This is a genomic window from Bradyrhizobium sp. (assembly GCF_016213215.1).
GTDB lineage: Bacteria > Pseudomonadota > Alphaproteobacteria > Rhizobiales > Xanthobacteraceae > Bradyrhizobium.
Genome location: NZ_JACRAW010000146.1, coordinates 1 through 20,290 on the forward strand (window position 1 = coordinate 1; position 20,290 = coordinate 20,290).

Annotated in this window: 24 protein-coding genes; 10 read left to right on the top strand and 14 right to left on the bottom strand. The window is 62.7% G+C overall.

Annotation, left to right across the window (positions count from 1 at the left end; translation table 11 throughout):
• The coding region (gene glnA, locus HY852_RS23705) for a type I glutamate--ammonia ligase (protein ID WP_291607328.1) at positions 1–957 on the top strand (957 nt) is incomplete at its 5' end.
• Between the two features lie 97 nt (positions 958–1,054).
• Here the strand turns inward: glnA and HY852_RS23710 are convergent.
• The 4 genes from HY852_RS23710 to HY852_RS23725 form a co-directional block, all read right to left on the bottom strand.
• Positions 1,055–1,813, bottom strand: a complete 759-nt coding sequence (locus HY852_RS23710; protein ID WP_291607329.1) for an acyl-CoA thioester hydrolase/BAAT C-terminal domain-containing protein — start codon at positions 1,811–1,813, stop codon at positions 1,055–1,057.
• A 225-nt stretch (positions 1,814–2,038) separates the two neighbouring features.
• On the bottom strand, positions 2,039–2,416 hold the full coding sequence (locus HY852_RS23715) for a helix-turn-helix domain-containing protein (protein ID WP_291607330.1): 378 nt from the start codon (positions 2,414–2,416) through the stop codon (positions 2,039–2,041).
• 9 nt (positions 2,417–2,425) lie between these two features.
• Positions 2,426–2,761, bottom strand: coding sequence for a type II toxin-antitoxin system HigB family toxin (locus HY852_RS23720; RefSeq protein WP_291607331.1), 336 nt, complete (start codon positions 2,759–2,761; stop codon positions 2,426–2,428).
• Positions 2,758–2,880: a hypothetical protein gene (locus HY852_RS23725; protein WP_291607332.1), complete on the bottom strand. Its 123-nt coding sequence runs from the start codon at positions 2,878–2,880 to the stop codon at positions 2,758–2,760. The genes HY852_RS23720 and HY852_RS23725 overlap by 4 nt, the downstream gene beginning before the upstream one ends.
• Before the next feature lie 393 nt (positions 2,881–3,273).
• On the opposite strand from HY852_RS23725, the gene HY852_RS23730 reads away from it, so the two are divergent.
• Positions 3,274–3,582 (top strand): hypothetical protein, encoded by a 309-nt coding sequence (locus HY852_RS23730; protein WP_291607333.1) that lies wholly within the window; start codon positions 3,274–3,276, stop codon positions 3,580–3,582.
• 1,166 nt (positions 3,583–4,748) lie between these two features.
• On the opposite strand, the gene HY852_RS23735 is transcribed toward HY852_RS23730, so the two are convergent.
• Positions 4,749–5,519, bottom strand: a complete 771-nt coding sequence (locus HY852_RS23735; RefSeq protein ID WP_291607334.1) for a gamma-glutamyl-gamma-aminobutyrate hydrolase family protein — start codon at positions 5,517–5,519, stop codon at positions 4,749–4,751.
• 275 nt (positions 5,520–5,794) lie between these two features.
• Here HY852_RS23735 and HY852_RS23740 point away from each other — a divergent pair, with 275 nt between their 5' ends.
• Entirely contained in the window at positions 5,795–6,916 is a 1,122-nt protein-coding gene (locus tag HY852_RS23740) for an AI-2E family transporter (RefSeq protein ID WP_291607335.1), read from the top strand.
• 12 nt (positions 6,917–6,928) lie between these two features.
• Here HY852_RS23740 and HY852_RS23745 read toward each other — a convergent pair whose 3' ends face one another.
• The 6 genes from HY852_RS23745 to HY852_RS23770 form a co-directional block, all read right to left on the bottom strand.
• On the bottom strand, positions 6,929–7,228 hold the full coding sequence (locus HY852_RS23745) for an antibiotic biosynthesis monooxygenase (protein ID WP_291607336.1): 300 nt from the start codon (positions 7,226–7,228) through the stop codon (positions 6,929–6,931).
• Positions 7,229–7,326: 98 nt separating this feature from the next.
• On the bottom strand, positions 7,327–7,563 hold the full coding sequence (locus tag HY852_RS23750; RefSeq protein WP_291607337.1) for a hypothetical protein: 237 nt from the start codon (positions 7,561–7,563) through the stop codon (positions 7,327–7,329).
• 111 nt (positions 7,564–7,674) lie between these two features.
• Positions 7,675–8,892 (bottom strand): diguanylate cyclase, encoded by a 1,218-nt coding sequence (locus HY852_RS23755; protein ID WP_291607338.1) that lies wholly within the window; start codon positions 8,890–8,892, stop codon positions 7,675–7,677.
• Positions 8,893–9,163: 271 nt separating this feature from the next.
• On the bottom strand, positions 9,164–9,640 hold the full coding sequence (gene rpsI / locus HY852_RS23760; protein ID WP_291607339.1) for a 30S ribosomal protein S9: 477 nt from the start codon (positions 9,638–9,640) through the stop codon (positions 9,164–9,166).
• Between the two features lies 1 nt (position 9,641).
• Positions 9,642–10,106 (bottom strand): 50S ribosomal protein L13, encoded by a 465-nt coding sequence (gene rplM / locus HY852_RS23765; RefSeq protein WP_291607340.1) that lies wholly within the window; start codon positions 10,104–10,106, stop codon positions 9,642–9,644.
• A 154-nt stretch (positions 10,107–10,260) separates the two neighbouring features.
• Entirely contained in the window at positions 10,261–10,689 is a 429-nt protein-coding gene (locus HY852_RS23770) for a PaaI family thioesterase (protein WP_291607341.1), read from the bottom strand.
• 66 nt (positions 10,690–10,755) lie between these two features.
• Here HY852_RS23770 and HY852_RS23775 point away from each other — a divergent pair, with 66 nt between their 5' ends.
• The 4 genes from HY852_RS23775 to HY852_RS23790 all read left to right on the top strand — a co-directional run bounded on the left by HY852_RS23775 (position 10,756) and on the right by HY852_RS23790 (position 14,149).
• Positions 10,756–11,583 (top strand): enoyl-CoA hydratase, encoded by an 828-nt coding sequence (locus tag HY852_RS23775; RefSeq protein ID WP_291607342.1) that lies wholly within the window; start codon positions 10,756–10,758, stop codon positions 11,581–11,583.
• 125 nt (positions 11,584–11,708) lie between these two features.
• Entirely contained in the window at positions 11,709–12,293 is a 585-nt protein-coding gene (locus HY852_RS23780; RefSeq protein WP_291607343.1) for a CoA-binding protein, read from the top strand.
• Positions 12,294–12,443: 150 nt separating this feature from the next.
• Positions 12,444–13,724: an O-acetylhomoserine aminocarboxypropyltransferase gene (locus HY852_RS23785; RefSeq protein WP_291607344.1), complete on the top strand. Its 1,281-nt coding sequence runs from the start codon at positions 12,444–12,446 to the stop codon at positions 13,722–13,724.
• Between the two features lie 137 nt (positions 13,725–13,861).
• Positions 13,862–14,149 carry a hypothetical protein gene (locus HY852_RS23790; protein WP_291607354.1) on the top strand — a complete coding sequence of 96 codons (288 nt, stop codon included), beginning with the start codon at positions 13,862–13,864 and terminating at the stop codon, positions 14,147–14,149.
• Here HY852_RS23790 and HY852_RS23795 read toward each other — a convergent pair whose 3' ends face one another.
• Positions 14,150–15,238, bottom strand: coding sequence for a COX15/CtaA family protein (locus tag HY852_RS23795; protein WP_291607345.1), 1,089 nt, complete (start codon positions 15,236–15,238; stop codon positions 14,150–14,152). It lies immediately after the preceding gene.
• A gap of 103 nt (positions 15,239–15,341) precedes the next feature.
• On the opposite strand from HY852_RS23795, the gene HY852_RS23800 reads away from it, so the two are divergent.
• The gene (locus HY852_RS23800; protein WP_291607355.1) at positions 15,342–15,551 is read left to right on the top strand and encodes a DUF2842 domain-containing protein; all 210 of its coding nucleotides are present in this window, start codon (positions 15,342–15,344) and stop codon (positions 15,549–15,551) included.
• Here the strand turns inward: HY852_RS23800 and HY852_RS23805 are convergent, their stop codons facing one another.
• Positions 15,552–16,598: a polysaccharide deacetylase family protein gene (locus HY852_RS23805; RefSeq protein WP_291607356.1), complete on the bottom strand. Its 1,047-nt coding sequence runs from the start codon at positions 16,596–16,598 to the stop codon at positions 15,552–15,554.
• 125 nt (positions 16,599–16,723) lie between these two features.
• On the opposite strand from HY852_RS23805, the gene HY852_RS23810 reads away from it, so the two are divergent.
• Positions 16,724–17,911 carry a GNAT family N-acetyltransferase gene (locus tag HY852_RS23810; RefSeq protein ID WP_291607346.1) on the top strand — a complete coding sequence of 396 codons (1,188 nt, stop codon included), beginning with the start codon at positions 16,724–16,726 and terminating at the stop codon, positions 17,909–17,911.
• A 326-nt stretch (positions 17,912–18,237) separates the two neighbouring features.
• On the top strand, positions 18,238–18,471 hold the full coding sequence (locus HY852_RS23815) for a hypothetical protein (protein ID WP_291607347.1): 234 nt from the start codon (positions 18,238–18,240) through the stop codon (positions 18,469–18,471).
• 26 nt (positions 18,472–18,497) lie between these two features.
• On the opposite strand, the gene HY852_RS23820 is transcribed toward HY852_RS23815, so the two are convergent.
• Positions 18,498–19,718, bottom strand: a complete 1,221-nt coding sequence (locus tag HY852_RS23820; protein ID WP_291607348.1) for a Spy/CpxP family protein refolding chaperone — start codon at positions 19,716–19,718, stop codon at positions 18,498–18,500.
• Positions 19,719–20,290: the final 572 nt, after the last annotated feature.

Below are 20,290 nucleotides of genomic sequence, written 5' to 3' on the forward strand. Positions count from 1 at the left end.
AAGCTCGACTCCTCCGAACTGCCGACCAACTCGGACACCGAGTACGAAGGCGGCAACCTCGGCCACCGCATCCGCACCAAGGGCGGCTACTTCCCCGTTCCGCCGCAGGACTCGGTGCAGGACATGCGCTCGGAAATGCTTGGCGCCATGGCCAAGATGGGCGTCAAGGTCGAGAAGCATCACCACGAAGTCGCGTCCGCCCAGCACGAACTCGGCATGAAGTTCGACACGCTGACGCTGATGGCCGACCAGATGCAGATCTACAAATACTGCATCCATCAGGTCGCGCACATCTACGGCAAGACCGCCACCTTCATGCCGAAGCCGGTCTTCGGCGACAACGGCTCGGGCATGCACGTGCACCAGTCGATCTGGAAGGAAGGCAAGCCGGTGTTCGCGGGCAACAAGTATGCCGACCTGTCGGAGACCTGCCTGTCCTACATCGCCGGCATCATCAAGCACGCCAAGGCGATCAACGCCTTCACCAACCCGACGACCAACTCCTACAAGCGTCTGGTCCCGGGCTATGAGGCGCCGGTGCTGCTCGCCTACTCGGCGCGCAACCGCTCGGCCTCCTGCCGCATCCCCTACACCGCTTCGCCCAAGGCCAAGCGCGTCGAGGTGCGCTTCCCCGATCCGCTCGCCAACCCCTATCTCGGCTTCGCCGCGATGCTGATGGCCGGCCTCGACGGCATCAAGAACAAGCTGGATCCGGGCCCGGCGATGGACAAGGACCTCTACGACCTGCCGAAGGAAGAGCTGAAGCAGATCCCCACCGTGTGCGGCAGCCTGCGCGAGGCGCTCGAAAACCTCGACAAGGACCGCGCGTTCCTCAAGGCCGGCGGCGTGTTCGACGACGACTTCATCGACAGCTACATCGAGCTCAAGATGACCGAAGTCGAGCGCTTCGAAATGACGCCGCATCCGGTCGAGTTCGAGATGTACTACTCGGGCTAGTCGGCTCGCAGACAAGACTAGCGAAGGGCGCCCTTCTCGGGCGCCCTTTCGTTTTCGGGCAGAGGGACCTTGGGCAAGGGAGGACGCTGCCACAAACCTACGCGAGATGGCGCGTAAGAAACTCCGTTAGCAGTTCGTAGTGTCTATTTTCGCCTTCGCTGCTCAGTCCATGGTCTTCACCTTCGTAGAGATGCACTTCCGGGGTGCGCCCGTGACGGTTTAGCCGATCTGACAATCGGCGCGTCATTTCGACAGACCACGTGGTGTCTCGAGTACCGTGACTTAGAAAGAGTGGTCCGTTGTATCGTTCGATTTCGATCGGCGCCGTCGGCAACAGTCCATCCGATGATCCGCGCCATATCCATGCTCGCTTCGCCGGATCCCACGGCTGCCATCCAGGGTCTCCAGCGTCTCGCCACGCCTTGGCGTTGAACGCACCGCAAATGACGTCGGGGGCGCTATGCACCGCAACAGCGTCGGGAAGTCCAGCAACGGCATCCCTCGCCATCAGCGAGACAAGCAAGAGAGCGTGCTCGGCTCCCCTCGATACGCCGTAGAGCCCAATCTTTTCACCTGACAATCTCCAGTTGCGGAGAGCCCCAAGTGCATGAACGGTCCGATCCAGGGGGATATCGGCGATGTCTCCGGCATTCCAAGCGTTTCCGCCGTTTGAATAACCGAACGGCAGAGCCAGAAAGCCTTGCGACGCAAGTAGTCCTGCGTTTCTGGCACTCCACCCTGACCATCGACCGTCCGAACCATGCAACAACAGAATCGCTGGAAACGGGCCGTCTCCGGGTGGACCGTAGGCCCATCCCCAGTTCGGCAATGTTCGACGAACAATCCGGAGCGACACAGCACGGTCCTGTCGTGAGCTTCACCTTAAGTCGCGTCAAACAAGATTACAATGACAGAGCGAGCGTTCAGCTTCAGGCCCACGCGGTCAGCGCCTGACAAGCCCTCTGACAGCTCCGTGCTGATCGGATTAGTTGCGGGGGAGGCTGGATCGGCGTGCTCAATGGTGAGCGGCCCCGACATCCACGACTCTTCAGCCCCCGCGGCTTCGCCAGTACCTGTCTGACTAGGCTGCGTTCAACTGATACGGCCTGATCAAGAGCTCGGCTGGCACCCTCCAGGCTTCGCAGATCTTGAAGATCATCTCCACGGTAAGGGCGCGCTTTCTGTTCAAAATCTCGGACGCGCGCGAGCGAGAGCCCAGCAACTCGGCAAGCTCCGCCTGCGTATGCCCACCCTCATCGATCAGATAGCTCAACATGTCGATCGGATCCACGCGCGAAGTATCGATCGGCCAGTGCTCGTTCTCGTACTTTTCGACCAGCGTGGCCAGGATATCGAGCTTGTCACCGTCATCGGTCCCAGGCTCCGCTCCCCAGAGCCGATCTATCTCGGCAATCGCGGCCTCATAATCTGCTTGGGTCCGAATGGGGCGGATTTCCATAGTGGCTCCTCAGTACTTCGCAACCGTCAACGCATCGACCTTGTCGTATTCCGCATGGGCACCGATGAACTTGATGAATGCGATCTGATGCTTGAACGAGAATGAGACGATCAGACGGAAGTTGCCCCTGGCGATTTCAAATCTCGCTCGCTCACCATTGAGCACGACCGCACCAGGAACGGCGATCTGGATTTCATTCATCGAAGCCCATTTGGCTGCCTTGAGGAGCTTAAGCCAACGGGTCATCGCAGGCTTGGCCTTCGGATTTGCCTCCGCGAATTTCGTCAGTGTGGATTGCTTGATGATCCTCACACCCAACATTCCCATAATGGGAACATGAGTCAAGGTGTTCCGCCGAAGAAATAATGGCCGAGCCAGGCGACCCGCGCCCGCGCCTTTAGCGCATTGCCGAACGCCTCGAACAGCCTGCGGTTGATCGGGTTGCGCTGGGCCGTATTCGGCATGCCATTGCACCCGAGTGCAAAGCTCGTAGGGCGGATAAGACAACTAATCCGCCCTGCGGCCCTGACACGCAGAACTGGTCTCGCTGAACTTCTTGGTCCGCCGGTGTTCCGCCTAAACGTTGATCTACATTAGACGGCCTGTTCACATTGGTACTTTTTAAACGGGCACCGAGACGCAATATCCCTCCACCGTCATCGACGAGCTGGAGAACTGGGCCGGCTTTCATTGTCGTGAGGGCTAGTCGGAGCGGACGCAGGTGCCTGACGTCTCCCAAACGGGGAACGGGTGCTCAGTTCCCTTAGTCCGTTCGACTCGAAACCAGCGCATTCCAGAAACGCCGGCATGCGCTGGCCGTTTGCTTTCCGCAACAAGACGACAAACGGAGAATGCAAATGAACCTGAAGCTCCTGACCGCAGCCGCAGTCCTGACAATCGCTGCCGCCGCCCCGGCACTTGCGCACGATCATATGGCGAGATCGACCAGCATCAGGCACGACCGGATGCATGTATATTATTACGGCAGCGGCTACTGGCCAGGTGACGCAGCCCCCAGAATTCCCCGCTCGGCGCTCGAGACCGCCGGCGCCAAAGCCCTGTTCGCCTACGACCCTTATGCCTACTATGACGCCGTCCTCCACGGCGGCTATCGCCACTGCTGGGGTTCGGTGTTCATAGGAACTAACCGTTGGCGTACCTGCTGATAATTGACGGGTAGATACCAGCTGAAGATGCGAGAGAGGCGGCATCACGGCCGCCGCTCTCCGTTTTTGGAATTACGGTGACGGTCCAGCACTGTCGCCGTAATTCGCGGTCTGTGGTTATGGATCCTCCGATGTGCAATTGCACCTCACAGCTCGACGCTTGCGCGTCGCCCCGGAATGACGACGGGGTTATTACAACCGCTTGAGCCGTCGGCGGGCAAGTCACCCTATATCATGGTCAATCGAGCCGCCCAAAAATATTTCTCTTTATCCGAATTCGGATTCGGCGTATGCGCGCTTCGTCCCGATCCGGTCCGAGGGGCGTATCGCGATCGTCACGAAACGCGGATTGGGATGCGGTGGACGCGGCAGCGTCGGCGCGAACAGGTGATCGCAGGGCGGGCAGAGGATTGAGCCGAACCCGTGAGCGATGACCAGGCGCGCAGGACGAACGGCGCTGGTAACGTCTCTGCGGAAGCTTCGCGTGGCCTTGTCGCACCGAAGCCTTGGCGGAGGCGGACGCGTACGGCAAAAGCGTGTGGTCCTGGCTGCCGTTGCTGCAGTCAAGCTTTGCGGAGGCGTCCTGGCCCAACCGGGTGCGGGCGCTGCCGATCTGCGGAGCGACGGTGACAAAAACGAATTCGTCGCCGGGGAGAGCGCGTCATAGGCCGTAAAGCCACCGCGCAGGGAAGGCCGGGATGCCTCGGCTGTACCTGTGGTTTTCCCGCTGTGCATTCGTGTGCAATCTTGCGCACAGCGGGCCATGGGTGCAGCGGGCACCCGGCCTTCCCTGCGCCCTCGGCACTTCGAAGAGGGCGTGAAGACGAGCAAAACTCGGGCGAAACACGCCGCGAGAAGGCGGAGTCGTGTCTGTTTTCGAAACTGCATCGGGAGTTCGTCTTGCGAGCGAAGCGAAGCAATCCAGAATGCATCCGCGTGGCAAGTCTGGATTGCGTCGTCGCTTGCGCTCCTCGCAATGACTATGTGGATGCAGAGCACGCCACATGCTCAGTGATCACGCGCGGGCTTGTCTCGGTCATTCACGTTGCGAGCGAAGCGAAGCAATCCAGCGTCCCTCCGCGGCAGCAGTCTGGCTCGCTTGCGCTCCTCGCAACGACGGTGTGGAAGCAGATGTGCGGCAGAGTCCCCTCGCCCTTCCCGGCGCGCTACGCCACTCGAGCCCGCGCCTTCAACGCCTCGCCGAACGCCTCGAACAGCTTGCGGTTGATCGGATTGCGCTGCGGATCGTATTCGGCGTGCCATTGCACGCCCAGCGCAAAACCAGGTGCATCGGCAATGCGGATGGCCTCGATGGTGCCGTCCTCCGCGATCCCCTCCACGATGACACGCTTGCCCGGCTCGAGGATCCCTTGGCCGTGCAGTGAATTGACCCGGATCTTCTTGCAGCCGAGGATGGTCGCGAACGCCCCGCCGGGAACGAGATCGACATCGTGCCGGTCAGCGAACACGACCTTGGGGTCGGGATGGATTTCGCCGCTCTCCAGCCGCGGCATGCGATGATTCAAGCGGCCCGGCAGTTCGCGGATCTCCGGGTGCAGCGAGCCGCCGAAGGCGACGTTCATCTCCTGAAGGCCGCGGCAGATCCCGAACAGCGGTATGCCGCGATCGACGCAGACCTGCGACAGCGTCAGCGCGGCCTCATCGCGGCGGATGTCATAGGGCTCGTGCTTCTCGCAAGGGTCGACGTTGAACCGCGTCGGGTGCACGTTGGCGCGGGCGCCGGTCAGCACAATGCCGTCAACGGTGTCGAGCAGCGCGCCGATATCGGTGATATCAGGGCAGCCGGCAAACATCAGGGGCAGCGCACAGGAAACCTCGGCAATTGCACGAAGGTTGCGCTCGCCGACCATCTGCACCGCAAATCGATTCTCGACGCGATAGGTGTTTCCGATCACGCCGACGACCGGCTTTTTCATCGAATCGTCCGACCTCCTCCCATAATTGGCGGACCGATCATGCCCGCACCGGCTTACCGGATCAACCGACCGCGCCGCGTGGCGGCGATGCGATTTCGGGATGATTGCCCCTGTTCTGCGCCGCTCCGGGGCCCCGGCCCGGCGCTCGACACCCGCCTGCTCCGTCTCGGGGCCGGCGCCATGGTGATAGCCCCAAACCGGCCCGCCAGCCCCGCTTGATCCGGACGGCAATTGGCGAAAGAGTACGCGGGAACACGGCTTGAAAAGGAATCGACGTGACAGGCTCGGCTGACGAACGCGCGCAGGAGCGCAATGATCTTGCATGGGCCATCGCGGTCGGCGGCATAGGCGTCGTGCTGTTCGCGGCACTGGTCGTCTTCACCTGGCATTTTGCCGCAGCGCTGTTTCTGATCTTCGCCGGCATGCTGCTCGGCGTGGCGCTCAACGCCCTGACCGACCGGCTCGGGCGCTATGTGCCCCTGCCGCATACGGTGCGGCTGATCATCGTGTGCGTGGTGCTCGCCGTGCTTCTGATAGGTTTCGCCGTTCTGGGCGGGACAACCATCGCGCAACAGGCGTCCGCGCTCGCCGATACCATCAAGCAGCAGCTCGGAAATTTCAAAGCCTTCCTCGATCGCAGTGGCATCGATACCAGCTACCTGGAGCTCGGCGGCTCCGCCACGGCATCGCCTTCGTCGTCTTCCACGACGCCGGGCACCGTGCCTTCGCATTCTCTGCCGGGCGCCGGGGCCCTCGCCTCCAGCGGCGGGGCAATCGTCAGCCAGACCTTCAAGATTCTCCTTGGCACGGTGAACGCCGTCGGCAACTTCTTCATCGTGCTGTTCCTGGGGCTTGCCTTCGCAGCCCAGCCGAGCATCTACTACAACGGCCTTCTGTTCATGGCCCCCGCCAGGCATCGCGCCCGCGCCACCGTGATCGTCGACCGCATCAGCGAGACGCTGGAACGCTGGCTGATTGCGCAGATCATCACGATGTTCGCGGTGTTTCTCGTCACCTGGACCGGGCTGGCCATCATCGGCATCCAGAGCTCGTTCATCCTGGGCATCCAGGCCGGCCTGCTCGCCTTCATTCCGACGGTCGGCGCCATCATTGCCGGAGTGATCGTGGTGTTGGCCAGCGTCGCCTCCGGATGGATCGCCGCGTTCAGCGCGCTCGGGCTCTTCCTCGGCGTGCACGCGATGGAAAGCTACGTGCTCACGCCTCTGCTGCAGCGACAGGCGCTGAACATCCCGCCGGCGACGCTGTTTGCCTTTCAGATCCTGCTCGGCATCGTATTCGGGATATGGGGACTTGCACTTGCCCTTCCCCTGATCGCGATTGCCAAGGTGATGATCGATTACTTCAAGGCGGAAGATCCCGCGCCGGAGGGGGCCTGAGGAGGCGCGCCTTCAGGCCGTGGCCACCACCGTCTCGGTGTGCTCGACTTCCGGCGGCGCGGCAAAATAGGCACCGACCAGGGCGCGCCATTCGGCAAAGTTCTCCGAGCCGCGGAAGTCGACCGTGTGATTCTCAAGTGTCGCCCACTTCACCATCAGCCGGTAGCGCTGCGGCTTCTCGATGGACTTGTGCAACTCAAAACCGTGAAAGCCCTTGGAACGGCCGAAGACGGCCTTTGCCTTGGCGACCGCCGCCTCGAAATCCCTCTCGGTGCCCGGCTTGACCTCGATTTGTGCAATTTCGGTGATCATGGGATGACGCCTTCTGATGAGATCGGCGTATCTAGCGCACGGATCGGAAAAGAAAAAGGCGCCCGACGGGGCGCCTCGGCTCTTCAGGCCGAATTTCCTCAACCCAGCAGCAGCACGATCGCCGCGACCAGCAACGTGCAGCCGACGAACAAGGACATCGGCAGGCGGCTATGCGTCCGGCCATAGCGCCCCTCGGCTCGCCGCGCACTGATCAGGGCCAGCTCGTATTCGTCCGACGTGGAGAAGAGGCATCCGAAACCGCCGCGCGCGGAAGCTGCCGCGGCTTCGAGCGACATCAGGGCTGCTTGCGGGTTGCGTTGGCTTATCGATTCCATGGCAAGATGTTATCGATCGAGTGGTAAACGTAACGTTACTTGGCGGAAGGCTGGAGCGCGATTGCTATCGCGCTCCAAGCATTTCCACCGCCGTTCGCTTGTGCATCATGGCTATGCTACCACTGGCCGAGACCGGACCACCGCGCGCGGTGCGCTCGGGCGCCGCCAGTGATCGGGCGACAACGGCACCACCTCCGCCGCGGCCGCGACGCGGTTGCGGCCGCTCCGCTTGGCCTGGTAGAGCGCCGTATCGGCAGATGCCAACAGCACGTCCAGGTCGGTGCCGGCGGGCCCACCCGCGACCCCGACGCTGACCGTAGTGTCCACGGGCCCGTCCTCGATGACGACGCCGGAGGTCTCGAACGCCTCACGCACGCGTTCACTCACGAGCATGCCCTCTTCCAGCGAGCAAGGCAGGAGCGCGGCGAACTCCTCGCCGCCGATCCGCCCCGAAAGATCGCTCACCCTGAGATTGCTCACCACCACATTCGCGAACAGCCTCAGCACTTCATCGCCCGCAGGGTGGCCGAAGCGGTCGTTGATCGACTTGAAATGGTCGATGTCGAAGATCATCACCGTGACCGGCCTGCGCGCCCTGGCTTCGCGTTCGATGACCCTGGCGCAGGCATCGGCGAAGCCGCGACGGTTGAGCAGTCCGGTCAGCGGATCGACCGTGGCTGCTGTCTTGTGCACGGTCAGGGCGCGCTCGGATACCAGCATGAAAATGACGAACACGGTGCCGACGGCGTAGAGCACGAGCTCGACCGCGAACACCGTCACCCAGATACTCGTTGAAAACATCGGATCGTGCGGCCGAAGGAAGTTGCCGATCAGGATCGGCATCATCAGCGCGCAGCCGTGCAGCACGGGCACAGCGAACGCCGGCCAGCCCCGCTTCACGCTCTTGCGCCGCTCGGACCAGAGCTCGCTCGCGGTCAGCACCGCGTAGCCGGAAACGATCCCGGCACCAACGGTCATGCGCAGCGTCTCGTCGGCCGGATCCAGAATGGCGGCCACCGCGAACCAGGCAAATGCGCCGAGCATCAGTCCGGGCCACGTGGGATTACGCCCGTGGAACACGCGTGCAGCGTTCCAGACCATGCCGCATGCGATGAACCCCATCGCATTGAGCACGACCGATACGGCCGGCCCGAACCTGTCGCCGGTCACCGCCCACAGAGCGACGGATGCCGCACCGATGAGATAGGCGGTGCCCCACCACTTCAGCGCGGCGCTGTTTTCCTGCCTGCCGACGAACATCATCATGGCGCCGAGCAGCGCCGCGACCATGGTGGCAACGAGATAGAGCGTGATGTTGTCAAGTGACATCGTTCGGCCCCTTGTTGATCCAGCCGTCGCGCGACGGGCCGGATGCAGCGAATTGCGAAGGGAAGCGAATTGCCCGAAGGCCAGTGCTTGCGCGCCCTTCCAGTTCGCAACGTTAGGGTAACGAGTGTTCGAATCCGGTTTGCGAGCGAGGGTAAGTTTTCGGGAAACGCCGAATGAATTTGTATGCAAACAAATAGCAAAAAGGGCGCCGAATTTCGGCGCCCTTTGCATTTCATGAATGCCTTCTTCGCGGCAAATTTGAGCGAAGCGATTAGCGCTTGGAGAACTGGAACGACTTGCGCGCCTTCGCCCGGCCGTACTTCTTGCGTTCGACGACGCGCGAGTCGCGCGTCAGGAAGCCGCCCTTCTTCAGCACGCCGCGCAGGTCCGGCTCGAAATTGGTCAGCGCCTTCGAGATGCCGTGACGCACGGCGCCCGCCTGTCCCGACAGACCGCCGCCGGCGACGGTGCAGATCACGTCGTACTGGCCGGCGCGCTGCGCTGCGACCAGCGGCTGCTGGATCATCATCCGCAACACCGGTCGGGCGAAATAGATTTCGACCTCGCGCGAGTTGACGACGACCTTGCCGGCGCCCGGCTTGATCCAGACGCGGGCGACCGCATCCTTGCGCTTGCCGGTCGCATAGGCGCGACCGTACTTGTCGACCTTCTTCTCGTATTGCGGCGCTTCGGGCGCAGCCGGCTTGAGCTGCGCCAGCTGGTCGAGCGACTGAATGGTTTCGACCATGTTATGCGGCCCTCATGTTCTTGCGGTTCATCTTGGCGACGTCGAGCTTCTCCGGCTGCTGGGCCTCATGCGGATGATCGGCGCCCGCATAGACGCGCAGGTTGCCCATCTGCACCCGGCCGAGCGGCCCGCGCGGGATCATGCGCTCGACGGCCTTCTCGAGCACGCGCTCGGGATAACGCCCTTCGAGGATCTGCCTCGCGGTACGCTCCTTGACGTGGCCGACATAGCCGGTGTGCTTGTAATAGACCTTCTGCTCGCGCTTCCGCCCGGTCAGCACCGCGTGCGCCGCATTGATGATGATGACGTTGTCGCCGCAATCGACGTGAGGCGTGTAGGTCGGGAGATGCTTGCCACGCAGCCGCATGGCGACGAGCGAGGCAAGCCGGCCGACCACCAGACCCTTGGCGTCGATCAGCACCCACTTCTTCGTCACCTCGGCAGGCTTTGCCGAAAAGGTTTTCATGACTTCAATCCGTGGAAGGAGACGTCGGCGCAGACCGCGCCGGACTGGGCAGCTTTCTAGATAAGTCGAGCGCGCGGGTCAACGCTTTCCGACAGAAATTAGCGACATGAAATCAAATGGTTAGAAACATGGTGTTATTTTACCATCAAAAACATCAAGCGATTGGAATGGAATAGGTCGAGGTAACGTGCGCGATCGGGTCCGGAGCGGAACCTGACAAAAGATTCACCTCTCCGACCGCCAGGCGCTTGCCGAGTTTCAAGAGCCGCGCCGCGGCGAGCACGTCCTGACCGCGCTGCCCCCTGCGCAGGAAATTGATGTTGAGGCTGGTCGTGACGGCAAGGCCCACCGGCCCGATCGCCGACAGCAACACTACGTACATGGCGAAATCGGCGAGCGTCATCAGCGTCGGCCCGGAGATAGTACCGCCCGGCCGCAGCAGCCGCTCGCTGTAGCTCTGGCGCAAGAGGCAGGTGTGGCCATCGGCGCTCTCGATCGAGATATCGCCGGCACTGAGCGCCTGGGGAAATTCCCGCTGGAGAAACTCCTCCAGTTCCGCCACGCTCATTTTCGCAATCGCCATGCCCTGCCCTCGCTTTCATGCCCCTGTTACATTAGGTTATCCGCATCTCCCAAACGGAATCTGAGCATGTCCGTCACAGCCGCCGCACGCGCTTCCTCGCCAGAATCGCCGATCATCCTGAGCGAGACGATCGGCAGCATCGCCGTGCTCACGCTGAACCGTCCGGCGGCGCGCAACAGCCTCTCGGAAGCGACGATCGCCGGGCTGCACGCAGCCCTCGACGAGATCCGTACCGACAGCTCCATACGCGGGGTGGTGATCGCGGCGAACGGCCCCGCCTTCTGCGCCGGACATGACATGAAGGAACTCACCGGGCACCGCGCCGATGGAGATCGCGGACGCGCCTATTTCGCAAAAATCATGAACGCCTGCAGCGCGATGATGCAGGCGATCGTCAGTCTGCCCAAGCCGACGGTCGCCGCCGTCCAGGGCATCGCCACGGCGGCCGGCTGCCAGCTCGTGGCAAGCTGCGACCTTGCGGTGGCCTCCGAGGCCGCGAGCTTCGCGACGCCCGGCGTCGACATTGGCCTGTTCTGCTCGACCCCGATGGTTGCGCTGTCGCGCAACGTGCCGCGCAAGCAGGCGATGGAGATGCTGCTGACCGGCGAACCGATTCCGGCCGCGCGGGCCCGCGAGATCGGGCTCATCAACCGCGTCGTTCCCGCCGGTACCGAGCGGGACGCTGCGATCGCGCTGGCGCAAAAGGTGGCGCTGAAGTCGGCGTATACGGTGAAGCTCGGCAAGGAAGCCTTCTACCGCCAGGCCGAGATGAGCCTTGCCGATGCCTATCGCTATGCGGCAGAGGTAATGACCGAGAACATGATGGCGCGCGACGCCGAGGAAGGTATCGGCGCCTTCATCGAGAAGCGACAGCCGACATGGCAGGATAAGTGATGCTCAATCGCCCTTCATCCTGAGGAGCCGCGAAGCGGCGTCTCGAAGGATGAAGCCCCGGCACTGGCCTCATGGTTCGAGACGCGCTACGCGCTCCTCACCACGAGGATCTGAGAAAAGCGAACATGAACCACGACAGCTACCCCGACAATTACATCCGCGGCATCCTCAACAACGTGAAGACGATCGCGATGGTCGGCGCTTCGCCGGTCAACGTGCGGCCGAGCTATTTCGCCTTCAAGTATCTGGCGCAACGCGGTTACGACCTGATCCCGGTCAACCCCGGACATGTCGGCAAGGAGCTGCTCGGAAAACCCTTCGTCGCTTCGCTGCTTGATATCGACCGGCCCGTCGACATGGTCGATATCTTCCGAAACTCCAGCCACATCATGCCTGTTATCGACGAAGCGTTGACGATGACGCCGCTGCCGAAGGTGATCTGGATGCAACTGGGTGCGCGCGATGATGCGGCGGCCGCCAAAGCCGAAGCCGCGGGCCTCAAGGTCGTAATGAACCGATGTCCCAAGATCGAATACGGACGCCTCTCGTCCGAAATTTCGTGGATGGGAGTGAATTCACGCACGTTGAGCTCCAAGCGGGCGCCGCCACCGACGCAAGGCATGCGACTGTCTCTCAATCGCACGAGCATGGGTGGCGGCGACACCGCCGCTTCCGATCGCGCGGCCAAAAACCGAACGGAGCCCGGCTGACGCAGCCGCGAAACGATCATTCCGCGAACGCGGCAGCACGAAGCACGTTCATTTCAAATATTGCGACTGCTACCAACTCGCCTTGACGACAAAGGTGGCTGCGATAAGCATGCCCCGCCATTTCGAACAACAAGAGCAGGACTGAAACGAATGAGCGATCGTCTTCCGGGCTTCTCGACCCTCGCCGTGCATGCCGGCGCACAGCCCGATCCCACCACCGGCGCGCGCGCGACGCCGATCTACCAGACGACTTCATTCGTGTTCAACGACGCCGATCACGCCGCATCGCTGTTCGGCCTGCAGTCGTTCGGCAACATCTACACGCGCCTCGGCAACCCTACCAACGCGGTGCTCGAGGAACGGGTCGCGGCGCTGGAAGGTGGTACCGCCGCCCTCACGGTTGCGTCAGGGCATGCGGCGCAGGTGGTTGCGCTCCACCAGCTCCTGATGCCCGGCGATGAGTTCATTGCAGCGCGAAAGCTCTATGGCGGATCGATCAACCAGTTCACCCACTCCTTCAAGAGCTTCGGCTGGAACGTGGTATGGGCCGATCCCGACGACATCTCCAGCTTCGAAAACGCGGTCTCCCCGAAGACGAAGGCGATCTTCATCGAATCCATAGCCAATCCCGGCGGCACGATCACCGATATCGAGGCGATTTCGAACGTGGCCCGCAAGGCGGGCGTGCCGTTGATCGTCGATAACACGCTGGCAACGCCGTATCTGATCCGCCCGATCGACCATGGGGCCGACATCGTCGTGCACTCGCTGACCAAGTTCTTGGGCGGGCACGGCAACTCGATCGGTGGCGTCATCGTCGATGCCGGCACCTTCGACTGGTCGAAGGACAAGAAATACCCGATGCTGTGCGAGCCGCGCCCCGAGTATCACGGCATCAAGCTGCACGAGACTTTCGGCAATTTCGCTTTTGCGATCGCCTGCCGCGTGCTCGGCCTGCGCGACCTCGGCCCTGCGCTGTCACCGTTCAACGCGTTCCTCATTCTCACCGGCATCGAGACGCTGCCGCTGCGCATGCAGAAGCACTGCGACAACGCCAAGGCGGTGGCCGAATTCCTCGCCAGCCACGCCGGCGTGGCGTCGGTGAGCTACGCCGGCCTGCCCGGCGACAAGTACAACAATCTCGCGCGCAAATACGCCCCGAAGGGCGCCGGCGCCGTGTTCACCTTCAGCCTCAAGGGCGGCTACGACGCCGGCGTAAGCCTGGTCTCGAACCTGAAGCTGTTCTCGCACTTGGCCAATGTCGGCGACACCCGATCGCTGGTGATCCACCCGGCATCAACCACCCACAGCCAGCTCGACGACGCCGCCAAGATCAAGGCCGGAGCCGGCCCCGACGTTGTGCGACTTTCGATCGGCATCGAGGACAAGGAAGACCTGATCGCCGATCTCGAGCAGGCGCTGGGCGAGTAGCGCAGCTCAGCCTTATGCTCGGAGCCTGAGAGCATTAACGCCGCTTTCACAGAATCTGTTATGCTCCCGCGCGTTCCGCGGAAAAGTTCGGGAGCATTTCGATGTTGCGCGCCGCTGCGCTGGTACTGTTGACGGTCATGGCGGCGGACTCTGCCCTCGCCGCCGATCAGGTTGTCGTGCCGCACAAGCGAGTGCCGCCCAGGCACGTCGTACGCGACCCGAATGTCCTGATCACGCCGGCCGATGGTCCGGGCGGCTATCTGGCCAACCTGCCGGGCACGCCGCTTCTGCCGGGGTCGTCGACCCTGCCGGGCTATTACGGCCGGGCATGGGATTACGACTATCAGGGGCCGTACTACGGCGGCCCCTATGTCAGCTATTGGGATCGGCTGCCCTACGCCTGCGGCGTCTACGGCTATTGCTGATCAGCCGGCCTGCCCGATCGGTACGGCAGCGCTGGAGCGCTCCGCCGACGCCCGTCGCGGGGACAGGCGCTCGACCTGCACGATCGCCAGCGTGAGCACGACAATCGCGACTCCCTGATGCATCAGTGCGATGTCGATCGGCACCTCGCCCAGCAATGTCAGGATGCCCAACGCCACCTGCACGCCGACCGCTGCAAGCAGCCATAATGCGCCGCTTGCGGCTTGCCCGGCCCGCGCACGAACCGCGTCGATGGCGTGGAATGCGGCCAGCAAGAGCAGCGCGTAGGCTGTCATCCGGTGTTCGAACTGCACGGTAAGCACATTGTCGAACAGGTTGCGCCACCACGGCGTCTCGAACCACAGCCGATCCGCTGACGGGATCAGGGCGCCGTCGATTTCCGGCCAGGTGTTGTACACGCGCCCGGCGCGCAGGCCCGCCACCAGCGCACCCATATAGATCTGCACGAAGGTGAGCACCACGAGCGCAACGCTGGTGGTCTTGAGCCGTGCGGGTGCCGCCACGGGCGGGCGTTCCGTCAGCCGCCGCACGGTCCAGATGATCGCGGCGAAGATCATTAGGGCCAGCACCAGGTGGCTCGCGAGGCGGTATTGAGACACTTCGACGCGCTCCGAGAGTCCCGAAGCGACCATCCACCAGCCGACGGCGCCCTGCAGCGCGCCAAGGCCGAAAATGAGCCATAGCCGCCGCTTCAACTCGCCTTGCAGCGTCCCGCGCCACAGGAACCAAAGGAACGGCAACAGATACGCAACGCCGATGAAGCGGCCGAGCAGCCGGTGGCTCCATTCCCACCAGAAGATCGTCTTGAACTCCGACAGGCTCATTCCCGCATTGAGCTCGCGATATTGCGGGATCTTCTTGTAGGCATCGAACGCTTCGTTCCACTGCGCCTCCCCCAGCGGCGGCAGCGTGCCGGTGACCGGCTTCCATTCGACGATCGACAGACCGGACTCGGTCAACCGCGTCGCGCCGCCAACGATCACCATCAGCGCAATCAGCGCGGCCACCGCGAGCAGCCACCAGCGCACGGCGGGATTGGTCGGCGTTTGGCGTTCGGAAATATCGCTCATCAGAAACTGCACCAAGACTTGAACGAAAGTGCGCGCCCCTTATAGTCCCCTCCTCTCCGCGCGCAAGCCGCGCCACATGCTCATCCAGCCGCCAATCTCCACCATGAAGATCCGCACCCGTAAATTCCTCGGTACGATCGCCCTTCTGGTGCTGGCCGCGGTCTGGGCGCTGCTCGGCATGACATTGGCGCAGACGCCCTGGGTAGCGAATTCCGGCTGGGTGCAGGCGATCTATTATGTCGTCGTGGGCATGGGCTGGGTGCTGCCGGCGATGCCGATCGTGAGCTGGATGCAGCGCCCGGACCGGGCGTGATCAGGCGTTCAGCCTCGGCTTCACCGGCGGAAAGACAACTCCCGACAACAATACGCGCATGAGGCGGAGCGAGCCAACCCGTCCGTCCCAGGCGATGCGCGGCAGCGCGCGCAGATTGGTTCTGCCGTGCGTGTCGACAACCCCCGGAATCGTCGATACGGCGCTGGCAAAGCCGGCCTGCTCCGCCATCAGCACATGCGATCTGCGGAAGGCGGCGCGGTCCCCGAATGGATAGGCAAAGTGCCTGATCCCGCGGCCAAACGCCGTTTCCGCAACCGCCTTCCCCATGGCCATTTCACGCGCGGCAGCCGTGTCCTTCAGGTTCGCCAGAACAGGATAGTTCACGGTCGCACTTGCGATCGTGACTAGCGGATCTGCGGCGAGCCTCGCGAGATCGGCCCAATCCATGAATGTCTCACGCGACAGCTGCCGAAGATCGACCGAATAGCGCTTGCAGAGGTCGTTGACCGCAGCCGAGAGCTCGCCGGGCGCGAGCGAGCGCATCCACCTTTCCAGGTACGTGTATAGCTCGTGCTTGTCGGAAGTGGTCCTGATCGTGAAATGCTGATCCCTGCCTCCGATGATCAGATCAACGCGGCCCTCGCGGGCGATCACCTTCTCCAGCACCAGCCACCAGGGCTCGCCGATGCCGTCGGGAAAGGCGGTCGGAACGTACACGGTGAAGGGAACAGCATGGCGCGACAGAATCGGATAGCCGAAGGTCATCAGATCGCGGTACGCCCCATCAAAGCTCAGGCAGACAAAGCGCCGGAGCTCCGGCAGCGTCACGGCCCGGCGGCAAACTTCGTCCATCCCGATAAGATCGAAATTCCAGCGCTTCAGGGCCGCGATCGTGCGATCGAGGAACTCGGGCGTGATTTCGTGGGACTGGAGCGGCTGGAAGGCTTCGCTTCGAGCCGGGCGCACCCGCTCGAAACGCAGGATCACCCCGGCTCCGCCGGCCTTCGGTCCCCGCAACCAGGGCTGGCCGGTAAACCAGGCAAGCTCAAGCTGCAGGCGCCTCAGCCATTTGTTGCCGGATGCCAACGTCCCGCCCTCACCCGCGTGCCTGGCCGCGCCCATCGCCACGTGTCCTTACCCTTTGTTGACCTTTCTTTGCAAAGGTTCGTCGAATCTCAACACGCAAATCCTCTCCTGGACGGGCTTTTGCAATGACCATGGCTGCCGCGATGGAGAGCCGGACCGTGGACGCGCTGACGCGTTCGAAAGCAAGCCGCATCGCAACCGTCGAGATCATCAGCGATCTCGGCCGGGCCGAAGCCGACTGGCGCCGGCTCGAGGATACCGGCTCTCTCTCCACGCCCTATCAAAGATACGATCTTCTTGCTCCCTGGCAACGCCTGCTCGGCGAACGTGAAGGTTGTCGCCCGTTCATCGTCATCGCCTATGACGCCGAGCATCGTCCGCTGCTCCTGCTGCCACTCGTCTGCCATCAGACCTTCGGCATTGGCGTAGCCTCCTTCATGGGCGGCAAGCACACCACGTTCAATATGGGGCTGTGGAACGCGGCCTTCGCCGCCCAGGCAACGGCTGCAGATCTCGATGCCCTGCTGTCGGGATTGCGCGCGAACGCAGCCGCCGACGTGCTTGCCATGACGCAGCAGCCGTTGCGCTGGAACGATGTGACAAACCCGTTCGCGCTGCTGCCGAAACAGCCCTCCGTCAATGGCTGCCCGCTTCTGTTGATGACACCGGGTGGCGAGCCCGCAACGCACATCAGCAATTCGTTCCGCCGCCGCCTGAAGAGCAAGGAACGCAAGCTCCAGGCTTTGCCGGGCTACCGGTATCATCTCGCAAGCACCGACGCCGACGTCACCCGGTTGCTCGACTGGTTCTTCCGTATCAAGCCGATGCGGATGTCCGAACAGAAGCTGCCGAACGTGTTCGCCGAACCGGGCGTCGAGGACTTCATCCGCAGCGCCTGCCTGACGCGGTGCGGCGAGGGCCGCATCATCGATATCCACGCCCTGGAATGCGACGAGGAAGTGATTGCGGTCTTCGCCGGCATTACCGACGGGCATCGCTTCTCGATGATGTTCAACACCTATACGATGTCGGCAAGCTCGCGCCACAGCCCGGGCCTGATCCTGATCCGGTACATCATCGACGGCTGCGCCGAGCGCGGCCACAGTGCCTTCGATCTCGGGATCGGAACCGATGAGTACAAGCGGCTCTTCTGCAAGCACGACGAAGAGACTTTCGATTCCTTCATCCCCATTACCGCGCGGGGAAGAGTTGCCGCCGCGGCGATGTCGGCTCTCAACCGCGGCAAGCGCCTCGTGAAGCAGGACAGGATGCTGTTCGGGCTGGCGCAGAAGCTGCGCGGCGCCTTCCAATAACCTCAGCAAATCCTGCTCTGTAAGCGCAGTCCAACGCCCCGACTTGCAGCAAGGCACCGGGCTCAGGCTTAACGAAGTCTTTCGCAGCAGAGCGATCTTTCCGCATTTGAATTCAGTCGCCCTTAAAGGGCAGCCACCAGAGTGGGCGGTATCATGATGGCCACGGGTGATGCGATGAGCGTCGAGTCTCGAACTGCCGCCGGCTCGTTCCGGTTTCCTGACATCTTCGGACCCGCTCCACTGTCGCTCGCAGCCCCGGGCCTGTTTTCCAGATCAGAACGACAGCCGAAGTTCGAGGTCTCCTCGAGGATGAAGGAGAACGAGACATGATCGACGACAAGGTCAAGATACGGTGTCCCTATTGCACGCGCATCTTCAGGGACCGCGCCTCCCGGCTAAGACCGGACTATCAGATCAATTGCAGCGACTGCAATCGGCTCATCACCTTCAGCTCTGATACGGAAGACCCGCATTTGCGCCGCGCTCTCAAGACGGCGCGAGAGATTCGCATGGTCTGTGAGATGGAATTTCAACGCGCCCGTGCGGCAGCGATGAACTGATCGGGTCAAATGACGGCCGGTTGCCTTCAGGCCGTCCGTTTGGGCCCGATCGCCTCAAACTGTCCCTTTTGCTCGTCGCTCAGAGTTGCATAGAAGTCATCGAGCGCGGAGCTCACCAGATTGAGCGCGTGCTGGATGGCGTAGAGCCGCCTGTCCACTACGTCGAGGCGATCAAGTGGCGTAGTCGCTTCTTCCGGCCGGCATTCATAAGTCAGAATCTCGACGGCCCTGATCGTGGCGCGCCGTAGCGCTTCAAGAGCGGCGCGTTGCGTGTCGTTCGGACGCAGCGTGGACTCGATCTCGTCCGCCGGCCACTGCAACGCGGCCGATGACTCCACCCGACAGCCTTGTGCCGGCGCATTGTTGCGCCGGCCGTGGGCCAGTGCGTTCATCCGTGCCTTCTGCTCGTCATCAAGCAGCTGATAGAGCTTCCCCAGCGGTTCCTGGACGGTCGCCTGCGCCTTGATCATCGCCTCGATGCGGCGTTGCATCGCAGCCAGACGATCCGGCGCCGTCAACGCCGTCTGCGTCGGACACGACGCCCGGATCATCCGGGCGGCCTCGACCGACGCGTTGGTCAGATCGTCCAGCGCTGCGCGCTGCGCCTCGGTCGGCTGTACCGCTTTCTGGATCTGATCCATGGGCAGGCCGGCATTTCCGCTGTCCTCGCCGCAGAACTGCTGCAGAGGCGGGGCGCCACGCTGTTTTCGGCCGGGCTGACCCGATGCCACATAGCTTGCAAGATCGTCCCGGTCGTAAGGCGCAAAGATCCCGGCATAGATATCGGGATAGCCATAGTCCCAGAAGCCCGTGCCGTCGCCCCTGATCGCGTAGTCGTAGACGTCGTAATTGGCGAACGGCCAGAACAGCGGCCCCACCCATCCATAGCTGCCGTCGCTGTGCCGCCACCACCCATTCGCTGTGCGGCCGCCATGCCAGCCGGCCAGCGCGGCGGCCGCCACGATCTGTGCCCGTTGCGCCGGGTTGCTGAGTTGCCGACCGGAATCCGTGGCACTTCCGATATCGGGACCGCGCGCCTCCGAATTGCGGCTGTCCGGCGAGCGCAGCGCGGCGTTTCGACTGCGGTGGTGACGAGCAACACGCGCGCGTTGCAATCCGCCCGTCGAGAACAGGCGCGTGAAATTGAAAAGGCCCCCAAGAGGACCAAGACGCACCTTGGCGCTGGCCGGACTCGACAACAGCGTGACCAGAATGACGGCGGCAATCGCAACGAGGGACTTCGACATGGCAGCTCCGCGCCAAGCCTCATCAACTATATCAAGCCCCATCACGTTCTTTACATGACGCTGAGAGGAACCGAAAGTTCCCTGCGCACGGTTTGTGCGAAACGAGGTATCACGATGGAAGGCAGCGGCAATCAGTCGCGGCATCTCCATCTCACCTCGACTTCCGCACCCTCACGCTCGGCATGCTGAGGCCGCGGTGCTTAGCACCGTCATTGCGAGCGAAGCGAAGCAATCCAGGAATGCCGACGCGGCGACAGGCTGGATCGTCGCCGCGCCCCTCGCAATGAAGACTCCCACGGCTTTTCCATTCGACCTTCAAACACCAGACGCGATCTTGCCTTCTCGCGACGCATTGCGCCCGAGGTTTGCTTCATTCCTCGCCCTCTTTGATTGCCGAGGGCGCAGGGAAGACCGGGTGCCGGCTGGCACCGGTGCCCTGCTGTGCGCAAAATGCACACGCATGCACAGCAGGAAACCGCAGGGCCGCCACAGCATCCCCGCCTTCCCTGCGCAGTGGTTTGACGGCTTACTTCGCACTCTCCCCGGCGACGAATTCTTCTGTTGTCACCGTC

Excerpts from the sequence above, each read along its gene's own strand:
- HY852_RS23715 (WP_291607330.1), bottom strand. The coding sequence starts at position 2,416 with ATGGAAATCCGCCCCATTCGGACCCAAGCAGATTATGAGGCCGCGATT.
- HY852_RS23725 (WP_291607332.1), bottom strand. The coding sequence starts at position 2,880 with ATGCCGAATACGGCCCAGCGCAACCCGATCAACCGCAGGCTGTTCGAG.
- HY852_RS23730 (WP_291607333.1), top strand. The coding sequence starts at position 3,274 with ATGAACCTGAAGCTCCTGACCGCAGCCGCAGTCCTGACAATCGCTGCC.
- HY852_RS23735 (WP_291607334.1), bottom strand. The coding sequence starts at position 5,519 with ATGAAAAAGCCGGTCGTCGGCGTGATCGGAAACACCTATCGCGTCGAG.
- HY852_RS23745 (WP_291607336.1), bottom strand. The coding sequence starts at position 7,228 with ATGATCACCGAAATTGCACAAATCGAGGTCAAGCCGGGCACCGAGAGG.
- HY852_RS23750 (WP_291607337.1), bottom strand. The coding sequence starts at position 7,563 with ATGGAATCGATAAGCCAACGCAACCCGCAAGCAGCCCTGATGTCGCTC.
- HY852_RS23755 (WP_291607338.1), bottom strand. The coding sequence starts at position 8,892 with ATGTCACTTGACAACATCACGCTCTATCTCGTTGCCACCATGGTCGCG.
- rpsI (WP_291607339.1), bottom strand. The coding sequence starts at position 9,640 with ATGGTCGAAACCATTCAGTCGCTCGACCAGCTGGCGCAGCTCAAGCCG.
- rplM (WP_291607340.1), bottom strand. The coding sequence starts at position 10,106 with ATGAAAACCTTTTCGGCAAAGCCTGCCGAGGTGACGAAGAAGTGGGTG.
- HY852_RS23770 (WP_291607341.1), bottom strand. The coding sequence starts at position 10,689 with ATGGCGATTGCGAAAATGAGCGTGGCGGAACTGGAGGAGTTTCTCCAG.
- HY852_RS23775 (WP_291607342.1), top strand. The coding sequence starts at position 10,756 with ATGTCCGTCACAGCCGCCGCACGCGCTTCCTCGCCAGAATCGCCGATC.
- HY852_RS23780 (WP_291607343.1), top strand. The coding sequence starts at position 11,709 with ATGAACCACGACAGCTACCCCGACAATTACATCCGCGGCATCCTCAAC.
- HY852_RS23785 (WP_291607344.1), top strand. The coding sequence starts at position 12,444 with ATGAGCGATCGTCTTCCGGGCTTCTCGACCCTCGCCGTGCATGCCGGC.
- HY852_RS23790 (WP_291607354.1), top strand. The coding sequence starts at position 13,862 with ATGGCGGCGGACTCTGCCCTCGCCGCCGATCAGGTTGTCGTGCCGCAC.
- HY852_RS23795 (WP_291607345.1), bottom strand. The coding sequence starts at position 15,238 with ATGAGCGATATTTCCGAACGCCAAACGCCGACCAATCCCGCCGTGCGC.
- HY852_RS23800 (WP_291607355.1), top strand. The coding sequence starts at position 15,342 with ATGAAGATCCGCACCCGTAAATTCCTCGGTACGATCGCCCTTCTGGTG.
- HY852_RS23810 (WP_291607346.1), top strand. The coding sequence starts at position 16,724 with ATGACCATGGCTGCCGCGATGGAGAGCCGGACCGTGGACGCGCTGACG.
- HY852_RS23815 (WP_291607347.1), top strand. The coding sequence starts at position 18,238 with ATGATCGACGACAAGGTCAAGATACGGTGTCCCTATTGCACGCGCATC.
- HY852_RS23820 (WP_291607348.1), bottom strand. The coding sequence starts at position 19,718 with ATGTCGAAGTCCCTCGTTGCGATTGCCGCCGTCATTCTGGTCACGCTG.